The following is a 19,498-nucleotide window of genomic DNA, read 5'->3' as shown; positions in this document are numbered from 1 at the left end:
AGAAGGCGCTGATGCCCGCCCCCGTGCAGATCCGGCATCTGGTCGGCGGTGACTGGCATTCCGGTCGGGGCGATTCACTGCTCAGCGTCAACCCGGCCCACCCCGGGATCGTGGTCGCCGAGGGCCGCGGCACGGACGCCTCGGACGTCCACGCGGCCATCGCCGCGGCCACCGCCGCGTCACCTGCCTGGGCGGGGACCCCGATCCACCAGCGCGGGGCGCTCCTGCTGGCTGCCGCCGACGTGGTCGACCGCAACGCCGAGGCCTGGGGTCTGGAGCTGGCCACCGAAGAAGGCAAGACCAAAGCCGAAGGCATCGGCGAAGTCCGGCGTGCCGCACAGATTCTGCGCTACTACGGCAACGAGGGTGATCGTCAGGCCGGCGAGATCTACGCCTCCCCCCGCGCCGGGGAGCAGATCCTGATCACCCGCAAACCGCTCGGCGTGGTCGGTGTCATCACCCCGTTCAACTTCCCGATCGCGATCCCGGCGTGGAAGATCGCCCCCGCACTGGTATACGGCAACACCGTGGTGTGGAAACCGGCGAGCACCGTTCCGCTGCTGGCGATTCGGTTCGCCGAGGCGCTGACCGCCGCCGGCCTGCCCGCCGGGGTGCTCAACCTGCTGATCGGCGATGCCGACGTCGGCGATGCCCTCGTCAGCCACGCCGGCATCGACGCGATCACGTTCACCGGATCCACCGGAGTCGGGCGCCGTATCGCGGCCGCCGGTGCCACGCGCGGGGTACCCGTGCAGGCCGAGATGGGTGGCAAGAACGCCGCGGTGGTGCTCGACGACGCTGACGTCACCCTCGCCGTCGAGCAGGTGATGCTGGGAGCGTTCCGATCCACGGGCCAGAAGTGCACCGCCACTTCCCGATTGATCGTCACGGCGGGAATCGCCGAGCAGTTCCTGGGCGAGTTGCTGGCCCGCGTCGCGGCACTGCGCGTGGGTGACCCCACCGACGACGCAACGCAGATGGGTCCCGTCGTCAGTGACCCGGCACGCACGTCCATCACCTCCGGGATCAACACCGCCAGCCGCCAGGGCGCCACGGTGTTGGCCGGCGGGGTTCCCTACTCCGACGGTCCGCTCGCCGACGGCTACTTCGTCGCGCCGACGGTCGTCGACGTCGGCAGTGCATCCGTCGATCTGTGGACCGACGAATTGTTCGGACCCGTTCTCGCGGTCCGGCGGGCCGATACCGCCGACGAGGCCTTCGCGCTGGCCAATGACAGCGAATTCGGTCTCTCGGCAGCAGTGTTCACCCAGGACGTCACCCGTGCCCTTCAGGCCGTCGACCGGATCGATGTCGGGGTGCTGCACATCAACTCCGAGTCGGCGGGCGCGGACCCCCATGTCCCGTTCGGCGGCGCCAAGAAGAGTGGTCTCGGACCCAAGGAACAGGGCGGCGCCGCCCGAGAGTTCTTCACTCACACCACCACCGTGTATCTGCGCGGCGGGAGGCCCGGCGCATGACCGCCGGAGCGCTCGACGGCATCGTGGTCGTCGATTTCAGCCGGGTGCTGGCCGGACCGTACGCGACGATGATGCTCGGTGATTTCGGCGCCGAGGTCGTCAAGGTCGAACGCCCCGGCTCCGGCGACGACACCCGGCAGTGGGGTCCACCGCATGACTCCGAGGGTGTGGCAACGTATTTCAACTCGGTCAACCGCAACAAGCGTTCGGTCGCCCTGGAACTCAGCGACCCCGACGACGTACGTCAGGCCCGCGATCTGGTGGCGCACGCCGACATCGTGGTGGAGAACTTCCGGCCCGGCACCATGGAGAAGCTGGGTCTCGGTTACGAGGATCTGCGGGCGATCCGACCGGACGTCATCTACTGCTCGATCACCGGCTTCGGCCGTGACGCAGGGGCGGCACTGCCGGGCTACGACCTACTGGTGCAGGCCGTGGGCGGCTTGATGAGCGTGACCGGCACCGAACCCGGTGATCCGACCAAGGCCGGTGTGGCCCTTGTCGACGTGCTGGCCGGACTGCACGCGCTGAGCGGAATCCTGGCCGCGCTTGCCCATCGGGATCGCACCGGCGAAGGCCAACGGGTCGACACGAACCTGCTCGCCGTGCTGCTGTCGTCGATGGTGAACCAGGCCTCCGGCTACCTCGGCGCAGGCGTGGTGCCAGGCATCATGGGCAATCGCCATCCCAGCATCTCCCCCTACCAGACCTTCGACACCGCGGATCGCCCCATCGCGGTGGCCGTCGGCAACGACAAGCAGTTCAGGGCGTTCTGCGCCGCGATCGGCAGACCTGGCCTAGCCGACGACGCCAGGTTTGCGACCAACCCGCAGCGGGTGGCCAACCGAGATGCATTGTGCACCTTGCTCGAAACCGCCTTGATGACGAACGGCGCCGATCACTGGTACGCGGCTTTGACCGCCGTCGGCGTGCCGGTCGGACCGATCAACGATCTGGCCGAGGCCTTCGCCTTCGCCGAGGGACTCGGGATTCACCCGACGGTATCGATACCCGGCACCGCGACACCGCAGGTGGCCAACCCGATTTCGCTGTCGGCCACCCCCGTCACCTACCGCAGCGCGCCGCCCCCGCTCGGTGGGTAGCTCGTTGCGTCAGGCGTGACTGAGGAGCACTTGTCGGGACTTGAGCGCCAACCACAGACGCGCCCGGGTGTCGGCGGACCCCAGATCGTCGGACAACATCTCGCTGATGCGCCGCACACGGTTGCGCATCGTGTGGCGATGGACATGCAGTGAGGCGGCTGCGGCCTCGAGTTGGCCGTTGTGCTGCAGGAAGGCTGCCAGCGTCTCGATCAACTCGTCGTCGCGGCCCGCAAGCGGATCCAGTGGCGCGGCGAACAAGTGGAGTTCGGCGGCGCTCCGGCCGCCGAGCAGCGCACCGAACGCACCGAGTTCGCCGAACTCGGTGATACCGGATCCGGCACCGCATTGCAGTGCAACGCCGGCCTCTTCGACTGCCATGGTGATTGCGCAGAGTCGACCGGGTCTGCTCACCCCGCCCGCCGGCGCACGCCCGCAGGTACGGCCGAACGCATTGATCACATCCGAGATTCGCCGCCGACTGCCCGCGGCGGGCAGCACGATGACGATCTCGTCACCTCGTGGTGCCAGCAGATAGGCACCGGCGGCCGAGAGCAACCGCCCCAGGTTCTGCTCGGCCGCACACACCGGCCCGGCGCCGCTGAGCACGACCACCACGACGTCGCCGTCGGGCTCGAAGCCGAAGAAGCGAAGCAGCCCGGCGTCGACAGTGCCTGAGCCGCTGAGCATCTCGCGTGTCACCGCGGTGCGCAGCCGCTGTTCGGCATCCATCACCCGGGCCGGTTTCTCCAGGGCGATCGAGATGAGTGACACCGCGTGCGCCAGGAGCAGGCGATCGGCGGTGGACAGTGGCTGCACCGTCCGCACCGCCAGGTGACCGCGAACAGGTTGGGCCACCCGAAGGGTCTGGACGGTGATGAGCGCGTCCCCGTCGGCGGTGACGTAGCCGGCGTGATGGCGGGCAGTGGCAGGTCGCACCGACTGGGTCAGCACAGTGCCCAGCCGCTGGTGTCCGACGCCTGCGGCGGCCAGCATCCCACCGTCGGCGCCGGTGACGACCACCGCCGCGGAGAGCGAGTCCGCGAGTGTGTCGACGACGGCGGGAATGCCCCCGCGCAGCGTCGCCCGGGCAAGCACCTCCTGGTGGTCGACGACGCGCTGCACCGAGCGCAGTTCGTCGGCTTTCACCGCATCGATCACCACCCGGGCGATCGCGATGAACGGTGTCGACGCAGGGACCTGGAGCACCGGAATGCCCGAGTCATCGCCTGCGGCAAGCACACCCGAGGGGACCTCGGAGAACGTGGTGCCCGTGTCCACGGCCAGCGCAGCCGTTCCTGCCGATGACAGGCGCGCGAGGTAGTCGGCTTGTGCGGCCGCGTCGCCTCCGATGTTGATCCCCGTGGTCATCACCAGTTCACCGCCGGTGAGATACGGGGTCGGGTCGGACAGTTCGATCGCGTGTGCCCACGCGATCTCACGGTCGGCGGCATGGGCGCCGGCGACCAGTGTCAGGCCGAGGCTTTCGACCTGTGTCAGCCCCCGGGCGGTGATCACTCGCGGGTCGCGGCCACTGCGCCCAGACGTGACTTCTCGGCTGCGGCGACGAACGCGCTGAACAGCCGCAGCCGGTCGGCTTCCGGACCGTCGTCGTCCTCGGGATGCCACTGCACACCGAGGTAGAAGCGGTCCGGGTCTTCGACCGCCTCGGTGATTCCGTCGAGCGCCCGTGCCGCCACCACGAGTCCCGTGCCGATCTGGTCGACCGCCTGGTGATGGCCGGAACGTCCGCTCACTCTGGCCGATTCCAGGATCGAGGACAGACGGGTGCCCGGCATGATGTCGATGGGCTCGTCGACGAACTCGGGTTCCCCGGGCGCCCCGTGGTGCAGGGCGTAGTCGACGATGTCGGGAATGATCGTGCCGCCCCGCGCAACGTTGAGCAACTGGGATCCGCGGCAGATGCCGAAGATCGGGCGGTCGGCGGCCTCGGCCGCCGCGATGACGGCGAAGGCGTCGCGGTCGGCGCGCGCGTCGATCCCGTAACTGGCCGGGTGGCGGGTGCTGACGCCGTAGCAGGAGCCGTCGATGTCACCACCGCCGAGAAGCAGTACGCCGTCGAAAGCTGCGGCCCCCGAGGGGTCCTCGAGTGCCTCGGTGGTGTCCCAGAGTTCGTAGGAGGCGCCGAGTTCCACCAGCGTCGCCAGGGTGACGCGGGTGAACCGCCTGACCAGCGCGGCGTCGGCCGCGCTGATGTCGGGATAGTTGAGCGAGGCCAGCACGCACACATGGGCCCGCGGCGCTGCGGGAACCGGAAGATCCGGGATGACGTCTTCCCTGCGCACCCGGTTGTCGGTGGGCTTGTTGTCGGTCACTGGGAGTCCTTTCGTTTGCGGGCCCGGTCGACCAGGTCGGCGAACAGAGCAGCGTCGGTGCCCGACGTGGCGTGGCGATCCTCGGGATGCCATTGGACAGCCACGATGTCGGCGCGACGGTGTTCGACCGCCTCGACCAGCCCGTCGGCCGCGACTGCGGTGACGATCAGGTCGGCGGCCAGTCGGTCGACGGCCTGATGATGGTAGGACGACACGTCGATGGTGGTGGCCCCCACGATGGTATGCAAACGGGAGCCCTTCTTCACCTCGACGTGGTGGATGGCGTTGTGGTGCAGGGTGTTCGTCTCGGGAACATGCTGCACCAGGGTCCCGCCGAGGGCGACGTTGAGAACCTGCATGCCGCGGCAGATCGCCAGTGCGGGCAGGTCGAGCTCGACCACCGAGCGGGTGATCCCCAGGTCGAATTCGTCCTGGAACGCCACGATGTCCGTCGTCTCCGGCGCCGCCTCCGCCCCGTATCGCCGGGGCTCCATGTCGGCACCGCCCGGCAGCAGCACACCGTCGAAACGTTGCAACCGACCGGGCAGTTCGGCCAACGGGTCGGCGGCGGGGCCGTGCACGACGACCGGTTCGCCGCCGGCCGCCCAGACCGCTTCGCAGATCGCCTCGGCGGCAAGCGTCGCCGAGAATCGCAGGATCGGTGCATGAGCGGCGCGCCGACCGGCCACGGCCACCAACGGCCGGGCCACTCAGTTCCCCGCGAACGGATAGTCGAGGGTCGGCAGCCACTCCTCCCAGACCGTGCGCAGGCGCCCCGACTCGATGAGCCGACCGAGTGCGCTGTCGATCTCGGCCAGGTTGTCCGGCCGGTCCTTCGCCACCGCGATCCCCCACCTGTTCGCGGTCTGCACCGTGAACGCGAGTTCGTAGTCGGGATGTGTCGCGCCCAGCGGCACGAACACGACGTCATCGTCGACGACCGCGTCGACGTCCTCGCTGCGCAGCGCGGCCAGCATGTCGGCGTAGACGTCGTCGGAGCCCGCGCCGAACGGCACCGGCACCGCGCCCTCGAAGGTCTCGACGAGCGCAATGTTGGTGCTGTTCTCGATCGCGGCGACCCTGCGGCCGACAAGATCGGCGGCCGTGTGGATCCCGGCGCCTCTGCGGACCAGCACACCCTCGTGGAACACGGCGTATGGCCTGGTGAAGTCGACCTGTGCCTGCCGCTCGGCGGTGATTCCCTGGCCGCACAGCACCGCGTCGGCGTCGCCGCGTTGCACCGCCGGGATCATGTCGACCCACGGCACCCGCACCCATTCCACAGGACGGCCGAGTTCGTCGCCCAGCGCCTCGGCGACACCGGGCTCGTAGCCCTGCCTGCCGCGCTCGGGGGTCCACAGGGAGAACAGCGGCGGCGCCTCGGCGTCGAGGCACGCCAGCCTCAGAGCGGCGGTCACGGGGTGTCGTTCCAATACATGTCGCGCTCCCAATCGGTGACGTACCCACAGAATCGAGCCCACTCGTCGGCGTGGAAATCGACGAGCAACTCCGACAGCACCGGCCCGAAGGCCTGGTTGAGCACCTCATCTGCGCGGAAGGCGCCGATCGCCTCGCCGAGCGTCAGCGGCAACGCCGGGAAGCGCTCGTCCTGCGGTGCGTCGTAGGACGATCCCTGGGTCGGAGGCCCGGGGTCGGTGGCGTTCTTCATGCCGTCCTCACACGCCGCGAGGATCGCCGCGTGTGACAGGTAGGGGTTTACGGCGGCGTCGGGCAGCTTGTACTCGAGCCGTCCGACTGCAGACAACCGGACGGTGCAGGTCTTGTTGTCCAGGCCCCAGTTGATCCGCGAAGGCGCGAACTGCCCTGCGTCCCAGTACCGCTTGTAGGAGTTGACGGTTGAGCCGTTGATCAGCATGGCGCCGGCGGAGTGGGCCAGCAGGCCGCCCAGGGCGTGTCTCCCGACGTCGGTGAGGTGCAGTTCGGTGCGACCCGGGTCCGCCAGCACGTTGACGCCGTCGCGCCACAGGCTGAAATTGTGGTGGCAGCCGTTGCCCATCATCCCGGTCGCCGGCTTCGGCATGAAACTCGCGTGGATACCGAGTTCGCGGGCGACCTGCTTGCAGATCTGCCGGTAGGTGGTGAGCCGGTCCGCGGTCAGATCCGCGTGGTCGTACATGAAGTTCAGCTCCACCTGGAACTCGTCTTCGTAGTCGCCCTCGACCATGTCCAGTCCGAGGGCTTGCGCGTACTCGACGACCTTCTTGACGATCGGCCGGTTCCGTTCGAGGTGTTCGATGTGGTAGGCGGGGCTCGACCCGGGCCGGAACTGCGCCTCCAGACCTTCACCCTGCCAGGTCATCTCGGGCTCACAGCCGGTACGAAGCTCCAGACCGGTTCGCTCGGTGAACCCTTCGTGCAGGCGACGTAGCAGACCCCGCGAATCGCAGGCGAATTCAGCGCCGGGAGCATCTGTCAGGTGATCGGGCTCATAGAGTCGGCAGAAGACCCGGGCGAAGCTGGAGTCCCAGGGCAGGACCGCGAAGGTCTCCAGATCCGGGATCGCCGTGTACTCCGGTGCATGGACCCCTCCGGCGAGAAGCACGCCCTCACGGGTGCCCTGCAGGTTGGCCACCGCCGTCTGGTGCTGTTGGACCCCTTTGACCGCCAGTCTCTCGAAATGTTTTGCGGGCGCCACCTTGCCGACGACCCGGCCGGTGATGGTGACCGCCTGGAAGTACACGAATTCGACGCCGCGGTCGGTGATCGTCGACAGGGCGGCCGCGAGGTCGGGGCTCTGGGCGTTGCCCTGGCGGTGCGCGTCGAGTGGGGTTGTTGTCATCGCCTGCTCAATCCTTGATGAGGATGGCCTGGGCGGGACAGACGTCGGCCGCCTCCTCGACATCGCTGCGCTGTGAATCGTCGGGGTTCTCGTCGTATTCGAGCTTGCCCTCGTCGTTGAGGGTGAACACCGCGGGCGCGGCGATCGCACACTGGCCGTGGTCCTGACATTTCGCGAGATCTACGGTGACGTGCATTCGGGAATCCTCTCTGGTCTGCGGAAGGGCTGCAGTTCCGGCGTTCACGGGGCTGGCGTGAATCCGATGGGCAACCGGATCGGTCCGGTGTTGCCCGAATCCGGCAGCCACTCGGCGCCGGGCAGTTCGTGGGGGTCGCGCAGTCGGCGGGCCAGCAGCGGCAAGGCCTCGCTCATATCCGAGCGGGCGACGAAATGGCCCAGACAGTGATGGGCGCCGCCGCCGAAACCGAAGTGCGGCTTACGTTCTGCGGTGAGGTCGAAGCCCGGTTCAAAGACTCTCGGGTCGGTGCCCGCGGACTCGCTGTAGAGGTGAACCGTGGTGCCCGCGGTGAGCATGACACCCTCGTACTCGAAATCCTCCAGCACCTCGCGGGTCACCCACCGCACCGTCGGGTTGACCCGCATCACCTCCTCGACGGCGCTGCCGCCGAGATCGGGCCGCTGCGCGAGCAGTCGCCACTGATCGGGGTGGGCCATGAACGTCTGCATGGCCAGCCCGAGCTGATTGCGGGTGGTGTCGAACCCGCCGAAGATCAGCAGCACCATGGCGTCTCGCAGTTCGGTGTCGCTCAGTCGGCCGTCCTCCGCGCGCGAGGCGTTGACCAGGGTGGTGACAAAGTCGTCGCGCGGGTTCGCCCGGCGATCGGCGATGAGGTCGTCACAGTAGTCGTACAGCCGTTGCAGGGCCGCCTCGATCCTGGGCAGATCCTCTCGGATCGTCACCCCGAGGGACAGCCCGATGGTCACCGATTCGGTGGCGATGACCCTCCATTCGCTTTCGGGGATGCCGAGCATGATCGCGATCACCCGGGCCGCGTACGGCTCGGCGAACTCGCTGACGAACTCGCAGCGGTCCGGCTCGGAGAAGTTGGTGATGAGTTCGTTGCCCAGTTCCTGGAATCTCGGCACGAGCGCGCCGATCAACTTGTGCGAGAACGCGGGGTTCATCAGCCGGCGCAGCCGGTGGTGTTCTTCGCCTTCTTTGTTGAGGATCCAGCTGGCGAACCAGTCGGCGAACGGTCCCTCGGTCACGCCGTTGTGGGCGGGCCACGCGGCGCTGCCCTGCCGCAGTTTGGGGTGCTTGAGCAAGCGGTTCACCTGCTCGTAGCGCAGCACCGCGAGGCCGTACTGGGTGGTCGCGTACCAGCTGCGCTCGCGGGCGTCGTGGACCTCGGTGGAGGTGATCGAGAACGCCGGGTCCGCGACGTCGAACGCGGGAACGGGGCCGAGAGTGGCCGACGACATCAGTACTACCTCCGAGGGTGGGCTACCTGCGACCGGAACTGTGACTAAATCCTCTAAAAATAGATGCTTAATGTCAACAGCTGGCGGCTCATTGTCCGTTAAGAGTCGGTTACGTGCTGCTGCCCCGAGGTTGCTCGTCAGCGTCCGGCCAGGCGATGGCCAGCACCCACCCGGTGCCCAGCGGCAGCTCGGCCACCTCCCGGAACGCCGAACGTTCCTCGGCCGGGCCGACCGCGGGCATTGCCGGCAACCGCGATCCGACAAACCACCGCGCGGTGTTCGCGGCGATGACCCGCCTTTCGGTGTTGACGACGACGGCGTCGTCGCCGGTCTGCCGCAGCACCTCGAGGAGGTGGCGCTCGACCTCGCCGACCACCAGATCCGCACCCGCGACACCGAGGAACGTGCCGTCGGCGACGATCGGGATCGTGGCGGTGATCGTGTACATGTCGGAACCGCTGTAGTCGACATAGGGCCCGTAGGCGACCCGCGCGTGACCGCGCTGCGCCAGTCGATACCAGTCCATCTGCAGATAGTCGTAGACGTCGATCGAGTTCGGGTCGAAGTTCAGCCTCAGCCGGGCAACCCGGTCGTTGTGCCGCTGCCACCAGGCCAGATACCGCTCCTTGCCGTCGACGACAAACGGCGCGGCGATGAAACCCATGCCCCACACGGCCCGTTCCTCGCCGAGCAGGTCGGCGAGTCGACGCTGCAACCCGCGGAAGTGGAGTTCGGTGAGCGTGGCGCGTGGTGGCCGACTGGCGAGCACGTCCTCGGCGATGCGGCCGAGCAACTCGTAGATCGGTTCCAGGGACTGCGACGCCTCCTCGGCCAGGCGGCGGGCCACTCCATTGTCGGACGTGCCGGCGGTCATGCGTCCGCCCCCGGTGCGGCGGTCAGGTCGGCATCCGCCGCGGCCTTCAGGTCGAGATCCGTCGCCCCGGCCGTCAGGTCGAGATTGACTTCAGTCAGACGGGCGAGCTGACCCATGATGTGTGCCTCTGCCAGACGCCTTGCCTCGGCGGCGTTTTCGGAGGCGACGGCCGTGGCGATCGCGTGCTGCTCCTCGACGTGCGCGGCGATGTCGACCTGCCGACCCACGGGCAGCCACACCAGACCGGCGATCTCGGCCTGCAGGTTGGCTTCGCGGCGCGCGAGGCGTGCCGACTGCGACGCGATCGCCACCTGGATGTGGAACCGGCTGTCGGCGCGGATCCGGTCACCCAGCGTGGTGGCCGAACCCAGCTGATCGGTCAGGACGAAGAGCCGGCGCACGGCGTACGGAGCGGCCCGCTCTGCGGCCAGCCGCGCCGCCTGCCCGGCGATCGCGGTGTGCTCGTCGAAGAGATCGCGCAGGTCAGAGGCGCTCATTGCAGCCAGCCGCGCAGTCAACTGATCGACGGGCGGACCCGCCGGGCGGCGCACGAACGATCCGCCGCTGCGACCGCGCCGGGTTTCCACCAGCGCCTGCTCACGCAGTGTCGCCAGAGCTTCCCGGACGGTCATGGGCGCCACCCCGAACTGCGCCGCGAGGTCGATCTCCACGGGCAGGCGTTCGCCGTCGTCGAGCAGTCCGAGGTGGATGGCCTCGGTGATGCGCTGGACGATCTCGTCGGCGCGGCCGACCGGAGCTTCGGCCGCAACGAGTGGGGACAACGACGACACCGGCGCCCTCCTCCTCCGCGGTACGACCGTCGCCGGCAATCTACCGGATTCCGGATCAATTCTGCCGATTCTGTTGCCGTTTAAACAATAGGACTGTAGTTTTTCGGTCACTTGGCTTCGCAGCGCTACCAGAAAGCAGGCTGATGTCCACTTCTACGCCGCCCACCAGCGCCTCCGATGAGGGTTCCCCCGCGTTCCTCGGCGGAGACGACGCCGCGCATCTGCATGCGCTCGGCTACAAATCCGAGTTCAAGCGGGAGATGAGCCCCTGGGCCAACTTCTCCCTCGGGTTCACCTACCTCTCCCCGGTCGTCGGCGTCTACACCCTGTTCGCCTTTGCGCTGGCGACCGGCGGACCGCCGATGATCTGGAGCTTCCTCATCGTCGGCCTGGGACAGTTCCTGGTCGCGCTGAGCTTCAGCGAGATCGTCGCGCAGTACCCGGTCGCCGGCGGGGTGTATCCCTGGGCGCGCAGACTGTGGGGCCGCCGATACGCCTGGATGACCGGCTGGGTCTACATGGTGGCGCTGCTGGTGACCATCTCATCGGTGGTCTACGGCTCCGGTCCGTTCATCGCGGCCACCTTCGGTGTCGAGGCGACGGTGAACAACGTCATCGCCTTCGCCCTGATCCTGCTCGCGCTGGCCACGGCCATCAACTTCATGGGGACCAAAGTCCTTTCCAAAGCCGCGATCATCGGCTTCACCGCCGAGTTGATCGGCGCGCTCGTCGTCGGCGTCTGGCTGCTCGTTGCGCATCGGGAACACAACATCGGCATCATCTTCGACAGCTTCGGCGCGGGCGGTGACGGCAACTACCTGTGGGCGTTCGCGGCCGCAGCGCTCATCGGTATCTACCAGTACTACGGTTTCGAGGCCTGCGGCGATGTCGCCGAGGAAGTGGCCGACCCGGGTCGGTTGATCCCCAAGGCGATGCGCCGAACCATCTACATCGGTGGTGCCGCAGCAACATTCGTCTGCCTGGCGCTCGTGCTCGCAGTCGCCGACATCCCCGCCGTCATCGCCGGCGAGGACACCGATCCCGTCACCACCGTTCTCAACGAAGCATTCGGCCCGTTCGGCTCGAAGGTGATCCTGCTCATCGTTCTGATCTCGTTCCTGTCGTGCGCGATGAGCCTGCAGGCGGCCGCGAGCCGACTGGCCTACTCCTACGGTCGCGACCGGATGATCATGGGCCACAAACTACTCAGCAAGTTCTCCGCCACCCGGCACGTCCCGCCGTACGCGCTGCTGCTCGCTGCCATCGTGCCCGCGGTGATCGTCATCGGATCGAAGTTCTCCACCGACGCGATCACCAAGATCATCAGCTTCGCCGCGTTCGGCATCTACCTCGGATTCCAGATGGTCGTGCTGGCGGCACTGCGGGCACGCCTGAAGGGCTGGGTCCCCAGCGGCAAGTACTCCCTTGGCAAGTGGGGCATGGCGGTCAACATCACCGCACTGGTCTACGGCGTCGTCGCGATGATCAACATGGCGTGGCCGCGGACCCCCGATGCCGCGTGGTACGACAACTGGATCGTGGCGCTGTCTGCGGCGGTGGTGGTCATCATCGGGCTGGTGTACATGGCCGTTCACCCGCTGCATGACCGAAGCACGGCCCCGTACAGCGACGCCATCCCGTCGAACAACCCCTGACGCCGAGGCCTACATCGCGGGCGGCTGCGTCGGGTCGGAGGAAGTCATCCGAGCCGGGTGACCGAACAGTAGAACGTGTACGTGCCGTCGCTGATGGCATCGGGCACCGGCAATGTCACCTGGCGATCGACGGTGTCGCGTTCGGCGGGCGAGAGCGCCGCGACCGAGGCAGTCAGCCATCCCGCGGCGGTGAAATCCTCTTCGAGATAGGAGAGGTTGATCGACGTGCTGAACGGCACCCGGTCGCCGATTCCCGGCATCTGGGCGCGCACCAGCTGCTCGATGCTCGAAGCCAGTCCACCCCAGGTCTCGCCGGTGTCGGCGTCATCCCAGTAGCCGTTGAACACCGGTCTACTGTCGAGCCACACGTCCAGGTGGACTTCGTCGGCGCCGGGCCAGTCCGCGCCAGATTCGTTTCTGATGAACAGTCCGAGCGGGCGGTCCAACATCAAGTAACTGATCGGAGTCTTCCAGGCCAGGGTGAACCCGGCATACTGAATGTTGTTGCGGCGCATCACCAGATAAACCTGATATCCGCCCGATGTCGAATGGGTGAGGTTGACGTACTGCCCGGTGCCACTGGTGGCCATGAGTTCCTCATCGGCGAGGTCGCGGACACTGAGTGAACATCGGATGCGGTCCGGGTTGTACACCGAGAAGGCCTCTTCGCGCGGGTCACCCGCGAACGTCTCGGGAAGTGCTGCGATGAACCAGCATTCGTCGTTGTCACCGAGCTTGCGGCCCACCGGGAATCCAGTTTCGGTCGGGGTGTGCGGGGCCAGTGCGATCGCGGTAGCGGGTGATTCGCCATGGTGTTCGAGGACCAGCAGGTCCCGGTTGCCGACGCGGTTCCTGCGTGACCGGGCCACGATGTAAAAGGGTTCGGCGGCAACGTGTGTGGTGCCGACGGGATTGACGGTGGCTTCTCTGAAGGGGGCTTGCAGGCCGGACTCCAGATCATTCTTGGACACCGTGCGCAACTGCGCGAGAGGCCTGCTCAGGTCGCTGCGGGTATATGCGCGGGTCTCCACGTCGGCGGCGCTCCAGAGTGTGAACGTTCCCGGGGTGTCGACATACAACCACTGCAGCGTCCCGGGAAAGTCGAACTCGAGCGGGAGGTGATGCAACGTCGACGGCCGCCCCGGTGAGCCGCCGGCAGCCGTCACCCACTGGTGCAGGTCGATCGCGTCCGCTGGTCGGCAATGGTCCGATCTGCGCTGTACCACTGCCTCGAGCGAAAAGTGGTCACTGGCATTACGGATGCGGGAATACATGTGGTGGGCCACCAAGCCGCGCTCGTTCTCGTTGCCGAACAGCATGTAGTCCAGGCGCTGACCTTGCCCGCTCTCCCAGTTCAGGTTCGTGCGGCCGAGGTCGTGGTCCTGCTGATCGTTGGGAGGGTGCATACCGGTACGCCACCCGTCATGGGTGAGGCGGGTCAGTTCGGTCGACGCGAGGTCGAAGATCTCCGCCCACTCGTCGGTGAGCGCCTCCGAGTCCCCGCGAATGTTCAGATCCCCCAACACGATGACACGCTCCCACAGCTCCGGTGAGCTGCCGATCACTTCTTTGACGGCGGTGTACATGGTGTCGAGTTGGCTGCGTCGGACGTCGCGGTGCTCGTCCTCGGACAGGTAGGAGGCCTGCATGTGGGTGAACGCAATGGTCGTCGGCAGGTCCACGCCGTCGGGGCTGTCGACCTGAATGACACCGACGCCCTTGGCGGCCATGGTGTCGTCGCCGGCCGATTCGGTGAAGAATCGTTCGTGGAAGTTGCCTCCGTCGGGCAGCGTCAGCAGCGGTCGGCGACTGAAGAGCATCAGCCCGGAGTCTTCCAGGACCCCGCCATCGTGGATCTTGTCCACGATGTGGGGCCACCGTCCCGACAGCCGCAGACGCAGGCGGTCTCGTCCGTCCTCGTCGAACACCTCGTTGAATGCGATCACGTCGGGCTGATCGACCACCGGCAGAGCGAACAGCGCGCGGGCCACCCGGTCGGCCCTTTCGGGTGCATCGTTGGTGGTGCTGTGCAACGCATCGGCCACCCAGGGCAGCATCTGCACGTTGAAGGTCATTACTCTCAGCGGCCCCATCAGCGGCTCCTCACTCGCGGCGCTGGTACAGATCTACCGCCTCGTACAGTGCTGGGCACGCGTAAGCGACTACGCGATTGTTCGTCACCCGCCAAAAATCACGGCCGCAGAAGCCCGCTCAACCCTCGACTTCGCGGTCGATCGGTGTGCCCCGGTCACCCTCCGGCCAAGCCGATCCGGTGTGACCGGCGACACCCAGCAAAGTAAATCCCGCCGCCATCACTTTCCTCGGTCCATCCGCGGGAATTGCCTGACTTTCCGACCACTGACGGTTCGGGAGCATCCACGACCCGCAGTCTCAACAGCCACGACGTGCACTGTATGCAAACTCACACCGTGAAAGTTGATTTACCCAGAATTAACAAGGACGATCAAAGCGTTCTACTTGCCGAGTGATCCTCGACCAAGTGGACACCAGCAGCAAACACAGCCCCGTACCCCGGGGACCCAAAAAGGAGTTGAGCACCATGTCCCTCGCGCACATTCGCGCAGACGTCAAGCGCGCCGTGAACCGGCGTCGCCTCTATGCGCGGATCAACGCTCTGCCGGATTCGACGGTTCGCGACGAGCTTCTCGCCATCGCCCGCCGGCATGAGGACACGAATCACTGACGCCAACCCGCGTTGACCAGAGCCGGCTGCCCCCGTGGGGCGCCGGCTCTCTTGGTTCTACGGGGCCCGCTGCGGCCGTAGCGCTTCGTGCACGAGCCACCTTCAGACGCGCCGCATCCCGCGGTCGGCGAGCAGGAAGCTGGCACCTGTGTGCGCGGCTGCACCTGGACGCGACACGTACGGCACGATCCGGAAGTCGGCCCGCATCTGGTCGCCAGTGATGTGCGTGCGGAGGTACCCCCTGCGGTTACTGAAGTACCGGATGTGCGGGTTGTCGGGCAGGACCGCCTCGATCTCGTCACGGGTGTCGGACCCGTCGCCGCCCGAGCTGATCGAACTGGTCACCAGTTCCGTGGCGACCACCCGCGAGGTGGGATCACCGAGTCGTTCGTGAACATCGGCAGCCCAGTGCGAATGAACATCACCGGTCAACACCACCGCGTTGCGCACCGGTGAATCGCGTATTCCGGCGATGATCCGGTCACGGTTGACGGTGTAGCCGTCCCAGCTGTCCGGGTTGTACGAGCGTGCCGGCCCGGGGGTGAGGTCCACCTGGGAGAAGAACACCTGCTGACCCAGCACATCCCATCGTGCGCGAGATCGCGCGAGTCCGGCCGCCAGCCACTGTTCCTGCGCCGCACCGGTCATGCTTGCTGCGGCAGAACGGCGCTCGGCGCAGTCGGAGGCATAGGCGTCGTCGCACGGCTGATCGGTCCGGTGCTGGCGGGTGTCGAGCATGTGGAACGTCGCCAACCCACCCCAGTGCACTCGGCGGTGGAGCGCCATCCCCGTGTCATGTGGCCTGGCCGAGGGCCGCAGCGGCATGTTCTCGTAGTACGCCTGCAGCGCCGCGGCCCTTCGCGGTCGGAAACCGTTGTCGGGCTTGGCCGGGACCTCGCCGGCCCAGTTGTCTGCCACCTCATGGTCGTCGAACACCACCAACCACGGCGCGGCGGCGTGGGCCGCCTGCAGGTCGGGATCGGTCTTGTACTGTGCGTACCGCTGCCGATAGTGGGCCAGCGTCACGGTCTCGGGTCCGACGTGGTCGCGTACCCGAACGGCGCTGCGCCCGGCACCGTATTCGTAGTGGTAGTCACCGAGGTGCACAACGAGGTCGGGGTGCTCCTCGGCCAGCCTGCGATATGCGGTGAACCAGCCCTGCTCGTAGTTGGAGCAGGACGCGACGCACATGGTCAGCGGCGCCAGCGAGTCGTCATGCGGCGCCGTTCGGGTGCGCCCTGCGGGCGACAGGTACCCGTGGGACCGGAACCGGTAGAAGTACTCGGCGCCGGACCGGAGCCCGACGAGCTCGACGTGCACACTGTGCGCGGTTTCGGGCACAGCGGTGGCGCTGCCCCGCTGAGCAATTCGAGTGAACGCAGGGTCCTCGGCCACCTCCCACTCGACATCGACGGGCCGCGTCGGCATACCGCCCAGGCCGCCCTCGGCCAGCGGCGTGGGCGCCAGCCGGGTCCAGATCACCGCGCCGTCGGCGCTCGGTTCCCCGGAGGCCACGCCGAGTGTGAACGGATCGGCCGTGACAGGGCTCAGGCGCCGCGGCGACTGGAATCCGACGGCCGGGAGGGTCGCGAGCAGCGCCGCGCCTTTGAGGACGGATCGCCGGCTCGGATGAGGAGACACGGCGGAGTGTCAGCCGTACAGCTTTCGCGGCGGTGACGGGCAGCCATACGGTGTCCTCCCGCAGGCATGCCGTCCGGAGAACTCTTCGGCCCGAGACTCGGCGAGCGGCGACGACCTCGTCATGATTCACTTCTGGTCGTGACCGAAGTGCCGACACACGATCCGCGAGCGGACCTCCAGACGGCGCTGAATGCGGCGCTGATCCGCGGTCAAATAGTCTCTACGTCAACGCTTCTGGGGCCACACACATCCACGGCGATCGATGCGGTCGCCCGTGCGCACCCGGACGCCACAGCTGAGGAGATCGCGCTCGCCTATGACGCCTTCGCACGCGAACATGGCCTGCGGTTGACCTCCGAGTGAACACCGTGGAACAGGATCGTCCGCTGCGGCGTCAGGCGGCGATGAACAGCGCGGCCGCGACCCCGGACTCGACGACGAAGTAGAACCAACTCGGGTAGAAGCGGGCCCGGCCGTCGGCCGCTGAGACCAGGCGGCCGAACGCCATGCCCGCCAGCGCGGCGGCGACGGTGACCAGGATGCCGGACCGCAGTTCGGGCCTGGCCACAGCGAGGGTGAGCACCGCCGCGATCGCCAGCCCGAAGCCCCCGTACACCGCGCGCACCTCGGAGCGCGCCGCGGCCGAACCCAGCGTGATGTCGAACGGTGCGACCAGGCGGTCCGGCACCACGAGCCCGTAGATGCCCATCCCGGCGAAGAACACTGCGGTGATGACGATGACTGCGGTGACCACGTAACCTCCAGTTCATTGGCCTAGGAGGTCACTATGACAGCCTCCGACCCTTGAGCAGTCTCAGCGGGAGCTGAACTCCACAGGGGTCTTCGGTTCGGTGTCCACGTGCAGGCGGAAGATGTCCGCGCGTGCATAGTGTCCGACCACGTCAAAATCCAGTGTCTGCCGGTGGATCTCGTCGGTGTCCACGTCCGCGTAGATCACGCATTCCTCGTTGTACACCGGACCCGCGAGCACCTCACCGCGCGGTGAGATCACTGCGCTGCCGCCGCGCATCAGCACGTCACCGGGTGAGGTGCCGAACTCGGGCTGGTAGTCGTCGGGGTAGTCGCTTCGGCGCATGACCTGACAGGCGGTGATGACGAAGCATCTGCCTTCCAATGCGACGTGCTGCATCGTGCTCATCCACGAGTCACGATCGTCAGCTGTTGGTGCACAATAGATTTCGATACCCTGCCCGTACATGGCAGCTCTCATCAGCGGCATGTAGTTCTCCCAGCAGATGACGCTGCCCAGCCGGCCCGCGGGGGAATCGACGACGGGAAGTGTTGATCCGTCGCCGAACCCCCAGATCAACCGCTCAGCTCCCGTCGGCATCACCTTTCTGTGATGTCCGCGGGTGACTCCCTGCTCGTCGATCAGAACGACGGTGCAGTAGCACGTTCCTCCGGCTCTTTCGATCACACCGATCACAACGAAGATCGATTCGAGTCGGGCGGCTTCGGCGATCGCCGCCAGTTCCGGTCCGTCGAGTTCGACGGCGCTCTTCCAGCACCGCAGATAGTCGTCCCGACCCGACTCGGTGCGACGGCCCACCGGGCTTCCGAAGCTGAGCCCCTTCGGGTACGTGCCGAGAAACGCTTCGGGGAAGACGATGACCTTGGCGCCCTCGCGACCGGCTTCACGCACCGCCGAAATCGCCTTCTGTGTGGTCGCGGGACTGTCGAACGCGACAGATCCCATCTGGGCTACTGCTACACGTACCATTGATCTTCCTTCAGTTCCGTTGCGATTGAATCGATGACGCCGATCATCCACTGCAGGGCCGGGGAACTCTCCTGGGATTGATGCCACAGAGAGTTCACGGTGAATCTGGGTAGCTGTATCGGTGGGGTGCTCACGGTCAGGTCGAACGACTCCGCGAAGACCCGGGCCGCGAACTCCGGCATCGTCGCTACCGCAGGGACTCGCTTGAGCAGGATCGGGACCATCGCGAAATGCCCTGTCGAGGCGGTGATGTCGCGAGTCTGTCCTTCGGCCTGCAGGACGTCGTCGACGATCCCCCGCGTCCCGTCCGCGGAGATCATCAGGTGCGGCAACGCGAGGTAATCCGTGTAGGAGAGGTCACCGTGGCGATCGATCAAGCTGGGGTTGTACACACATGCGTACGAGGATTCGAAGAGGTCCCGCGAGCGGATCTCAGATCCCCACGCCGATGAGGCCGCGATGCCGATGTCGATGTGGCCGAGGGTGACCAGATCTTCGACGCCGGCCCGCCGTGTCTGAATGCAGTGCGCCGACGAGGTCGGGCTCATGGTGGTGAGAGTCTCGATGATCTTCGGCATGAACACCGCCTCGAGGTCATCCGACATGCCCAGCCGGAAGACAGCGCGCTCACTCGACGGGTCGAAGGAGGGCGGACCATCGATCGCCTCGTGAAGACTCGCCAATCCCGCCGCAACGGCGGCGTGGATCTGCCGCGCCTTCGCGGTGGGCGCCATGCCTCCGGAAGCCCGGACAAAAAGCTGATCGTCGAACATCCTCCGCAGCCGCTGCAGACTGGCGCTCACCGCGGCCTGGCTCATGTTGAGGCGCACCGCAGTTCGGGTGACGTTGAGCTCTTCCATCAGGACCGCGTAGACGACGAGAAGGTTCAAGTCGTGGCTGCGAAGATGAACCGGACCCTCGGTGACCATGTTCTC

Annotated in this window: 19 protein-coding genes; 5 read left to right on the top strand and 14 right to left on the bottom strand. The window is 66.9% G+C overall.

Annotated elements, in window-relative coordinates; all coding sequences use genetic code 11:
- Window positions 1-11: 11 nt before the first annotated feature.
- Entirely contained in the window at window positions 12-1,478 is a 1,467-nt protein-coding gene (locus ABDC78_RS08700) for an aldehyde dehydrogenase family protein (protein ID WP_178360754.1), read from the top strand.
- On the top strand, window positions 1,475-2,581 hold the full coding sequence (locus ABDC78_RS08695; RefSeq protein WP_178360755.1) for a CoA transferase: 1,107 nt from the start codon (window positions 1,475-1,477) through the stop codon (window positions 2,579-2,581). The genes ABDC78_RS08700 and ABDC78_RS08695 overlap by 4 nt, the downstream gene beginning before the upstream one ends.
- Window positions 2,582-2,590: 9 nt before the next feature.
- Here the strand turns inward: ABDC78_RS08695 and ABDC78_RS08690 are convergent, their stop codons facing one another.
- The 9 genes from ABDC78_RS08690 to ABDC78_RS08650 form a co-directional block, all read right to left on the bottom strand.
- Window positions 2,591-4,096: a PucR family transcriptional regulator gene (locus ABDC78_RS08690; RefSeq protein WP_178360756.1), complete on the bottom strand. Its 1,506-nt coding sequence runs from the start codon at window positions 4,094-4,096 to the stop codon at window positions 2,591-2,593.
- Complete coding sequence (locus tag ABDC78_RS08685) at window positions 4,093-4,914, bottom strand: gamma-glutamyl-gamma-aminobutyrate hydrolase family protein (RefSeq protein WP_347133396.1); 822 nt, start codon at window positions 4,912-4,914, stop codon at window positions 4,093-4,095. Before ABDC78_RS08685 ends, ABDC78_RS08690 begins: the two co-directional genes overlap by 4 nt.
- Complete coding sequence (locus ABDC78_RS08680; RefSeq protein WP_178360758.1) at window positions 4,911-5,624, bottom strand: gamma-glutamyl-gamma-aminobutyrate hydrolase family protein; 714 nt, start codon at window positions 5,622-5,624, stop codon at window positions 4,911-4,913. Before ABDC78_RS08680 ends, ABDC78_RS08685 begins: the two co-directional genes overlap by 4 nt.
- The gene (locus tag ABDC78_RS08675) at window positions 5,625-6,332 is read right to left on the bottom strand and encodes an ABC transporter substrate-binding protein (RefSeq protein ID WP_178360759.1); all 708 of its coding nucleotides are present in this window, start codon (window positions 6,330-6,332) and stop codon (window positions 5,625-5,627) included. It lies immediately after the preceding gene.
- Complete coding sequence (locus ABDC78_RS08670; RefSeq protein ID WP_178360760.1) at window positions 6,329-7,714, bottom strand: glutamine synthetase family protein; 1,386 nt, start codon at window positions 7,712-7,714, stop codon at window positions 6,329-6,331. Before ABDC78_RS08670 ends, ABDC78_RS08675 begins: the two co-directional genes overlap by 4 nt.
- Before the next feature lie 7 nt (window positions 7,715-7,721).
- Complete coding sequence (locus ABDC78_RS08665) at window positions 7,722-7,910, bottom strand: ferredoxin (RefSeq protein ID WP_178360761.1); 189 nt, start codon at window positions 7,908-7,910, stop codon at window positions 7,722-7,724.
- A 44-nt stretch (window positions 7,911-7,954) separates the two neighbouring features.
- Entirely contained in the window at window positions 7,955-9,157 is a 1,203-nt protein-coding gene (locus ABDC78_RS08660; protein ID WP_178360762.1) for a cytochrome P450, read from the bottom strand.
- A gap of 109 nt (window positions 9,158-9,266) precedes the next feature.
- Window positions 9,267-10,031, bottom strand: a complete 765-nt coding sequence (locus ABDC78_RS08655) for a hypothetical protein (protein ID WP_178360763.1) — start codon at window positions 10,029-10,031, stop codon at window positions 9,267-9,269.
- Complete coding sequence (locus ABDC78_RS08650; protein WP_347133393.1) at window positions 10,028-10,822, bottom strand: GntR family transcriptional regulator; 795 nt, start codon at window positions 10,820-10,822, stop codon at window positions 10,028-10,030. The genes ABDC78_RS08655 and ABDC78_RS08650 overlap by 4 nt, the downstream gene beginning before the upstream one ends.
- A 143-nt stretch (window positions 10,823-10,965) precedes the next feature.
- On the opposite strand from ABDC78_RS08650, the gene ABDC78_RS08645 reads away from it, so the two are divergent.
- The gene (locus ABDC78_RS08645) at window positions 10,966-12,477 is read left to right on the top strand and encodes an amino acid permease (protein WP_178360764.1); all 1,512 of its coding nucleotides are present in this window, start codon (window positions 10,966-10,968) and stop codon (window positions 12,475-12,477) included.
- A 44-nt stretch (window positions 12,478-12,521) separates the two neighbouring features.
- Here the strand turns inward: ABDC78_RS08645 and ABDC78_RS08640 are convergent, their stop codons facing one another.
- Complete coding sequence (locus tag ABDC78_RS08640; protein ID WP_178360765.1) at window positions 12,522-14,570, bottom strand: endonuclease/exonuclease/phosphatase family protein; 2,049 nt, start codon at window positions 14,568-14,570, stop codon at window positions 12,522-12,524.
- A 467-nt stretch (window positions 14,571-15,037) separates the two neighbouring features.
- On the opposite strand from ABDC78_RS08640, the gene ABDC78_RS08635 reads away from it, so the two are divergent.
- The gene (locus tag ABDC78_RS08635; protein WP_178360766.1) at window positions 15,038-15,181 is read left to right on the top strand and encodes a hypothetical protein; all 144 of its coding nucleotides are present in this window, start codon (window positions 15,038-15,040) and stop codon (window positions 15,179-15,181) included.
- 102 nt (window positions 15,182-15,283) lie between these two features.
- Here the strand turns inward: ABDC78_RS08635 and ABDC78_RS08630 are convergent, their stop codons facing one another.
- Window positions 15,284-16,822, bottom strand: a complete 1,539-nt coding sequence (locus ABDC78_RS08630) for an alkaline phosphatase D family protein (protein ID WP_178360767.1) — start codon at window positions 16,820-16,822, stop codon at window positions 15,284-15,286.
- A gap of 138 nt (window positions 16,823-16,960) precedes the next feature.
- Between ABDC78_RS08630 and ABDC78_RS08625 the strand changes: the two genes are divergently transcribed.
- Window positions 16,961-17,185, top strand: coding sequence for a hypothetical protein (locus tag ABDC78_RS08625; RefSeq protein ID WP_178360768.1), 225 nt, complete (start codon window positions 16,961-16,963; stop codon window positions 17,183-17,185).
- 31 nt (window positions 17,186-17,216) lie between these two features.
- Here ABDC78_RS08625 and ABDC78_RS08620 read toward each other — a convergent pair whose 3' ends face one another.
- Genes ABDC78_RS08620 through ABDC78_RS08610 form a run of 3 tightly spaced genes read right to left on the bottom strand, consistent with a single transcriptional unit; the run spans window position 17,217 to window position 19,492 of the window.
- Window positions 17,217-17,576, bottom strand: coding sequence for a DUF4345 domain-containing protein (locus tag ABDC78_RS08620; RefSeq protein ID WP_178360769.1), 360 nt, complete (start codon window positions 17,574-17,576; stop codon window positions 17,217-17,219).
- A 60-nt stretch (window positions 17,577-17,636) separates the two neighbouring features.
- Window positions 17,637-18,539: a carbon-nitrogen hydrolase family protein gene (locus tag ABDC78_RS08615; protein ID WP_256736287.1), complete on the bottom strand. Its 903-nt coding sequence runs from the start codon at window positions 18,537-18,539 to the stop codon at window positions 17,637-17,639.
- Between the two features lie 11 nt (window positions 18,540-18,550).
- Entirely contained in the window at window positions 18,551-19,492 is a 942-nt protein-coding gene (locus ABDC78_RS08610) for a LysR family transcriptional regulator (RefSeq protein ID WP_178360771.1), read from the bottom strand.
- Window positions 19,493-19,498 lie beyond the last annotated feature (6 nt).

Source organism: Mycobacterium sp. DL, assembly GCF_039729195.1.
In the GTDB taxonomy this organism is placed as follows: domain Bacteria; phylum Actinomycetota; class Actinomycetes; order Mycobacteriales; family Mycobacteriaceae; genus Mycobacterium; species Mycobacterium hippocampi_A.
This window is presented reverse-complemented; position numbering and strand designations above follow the sequence as displayed.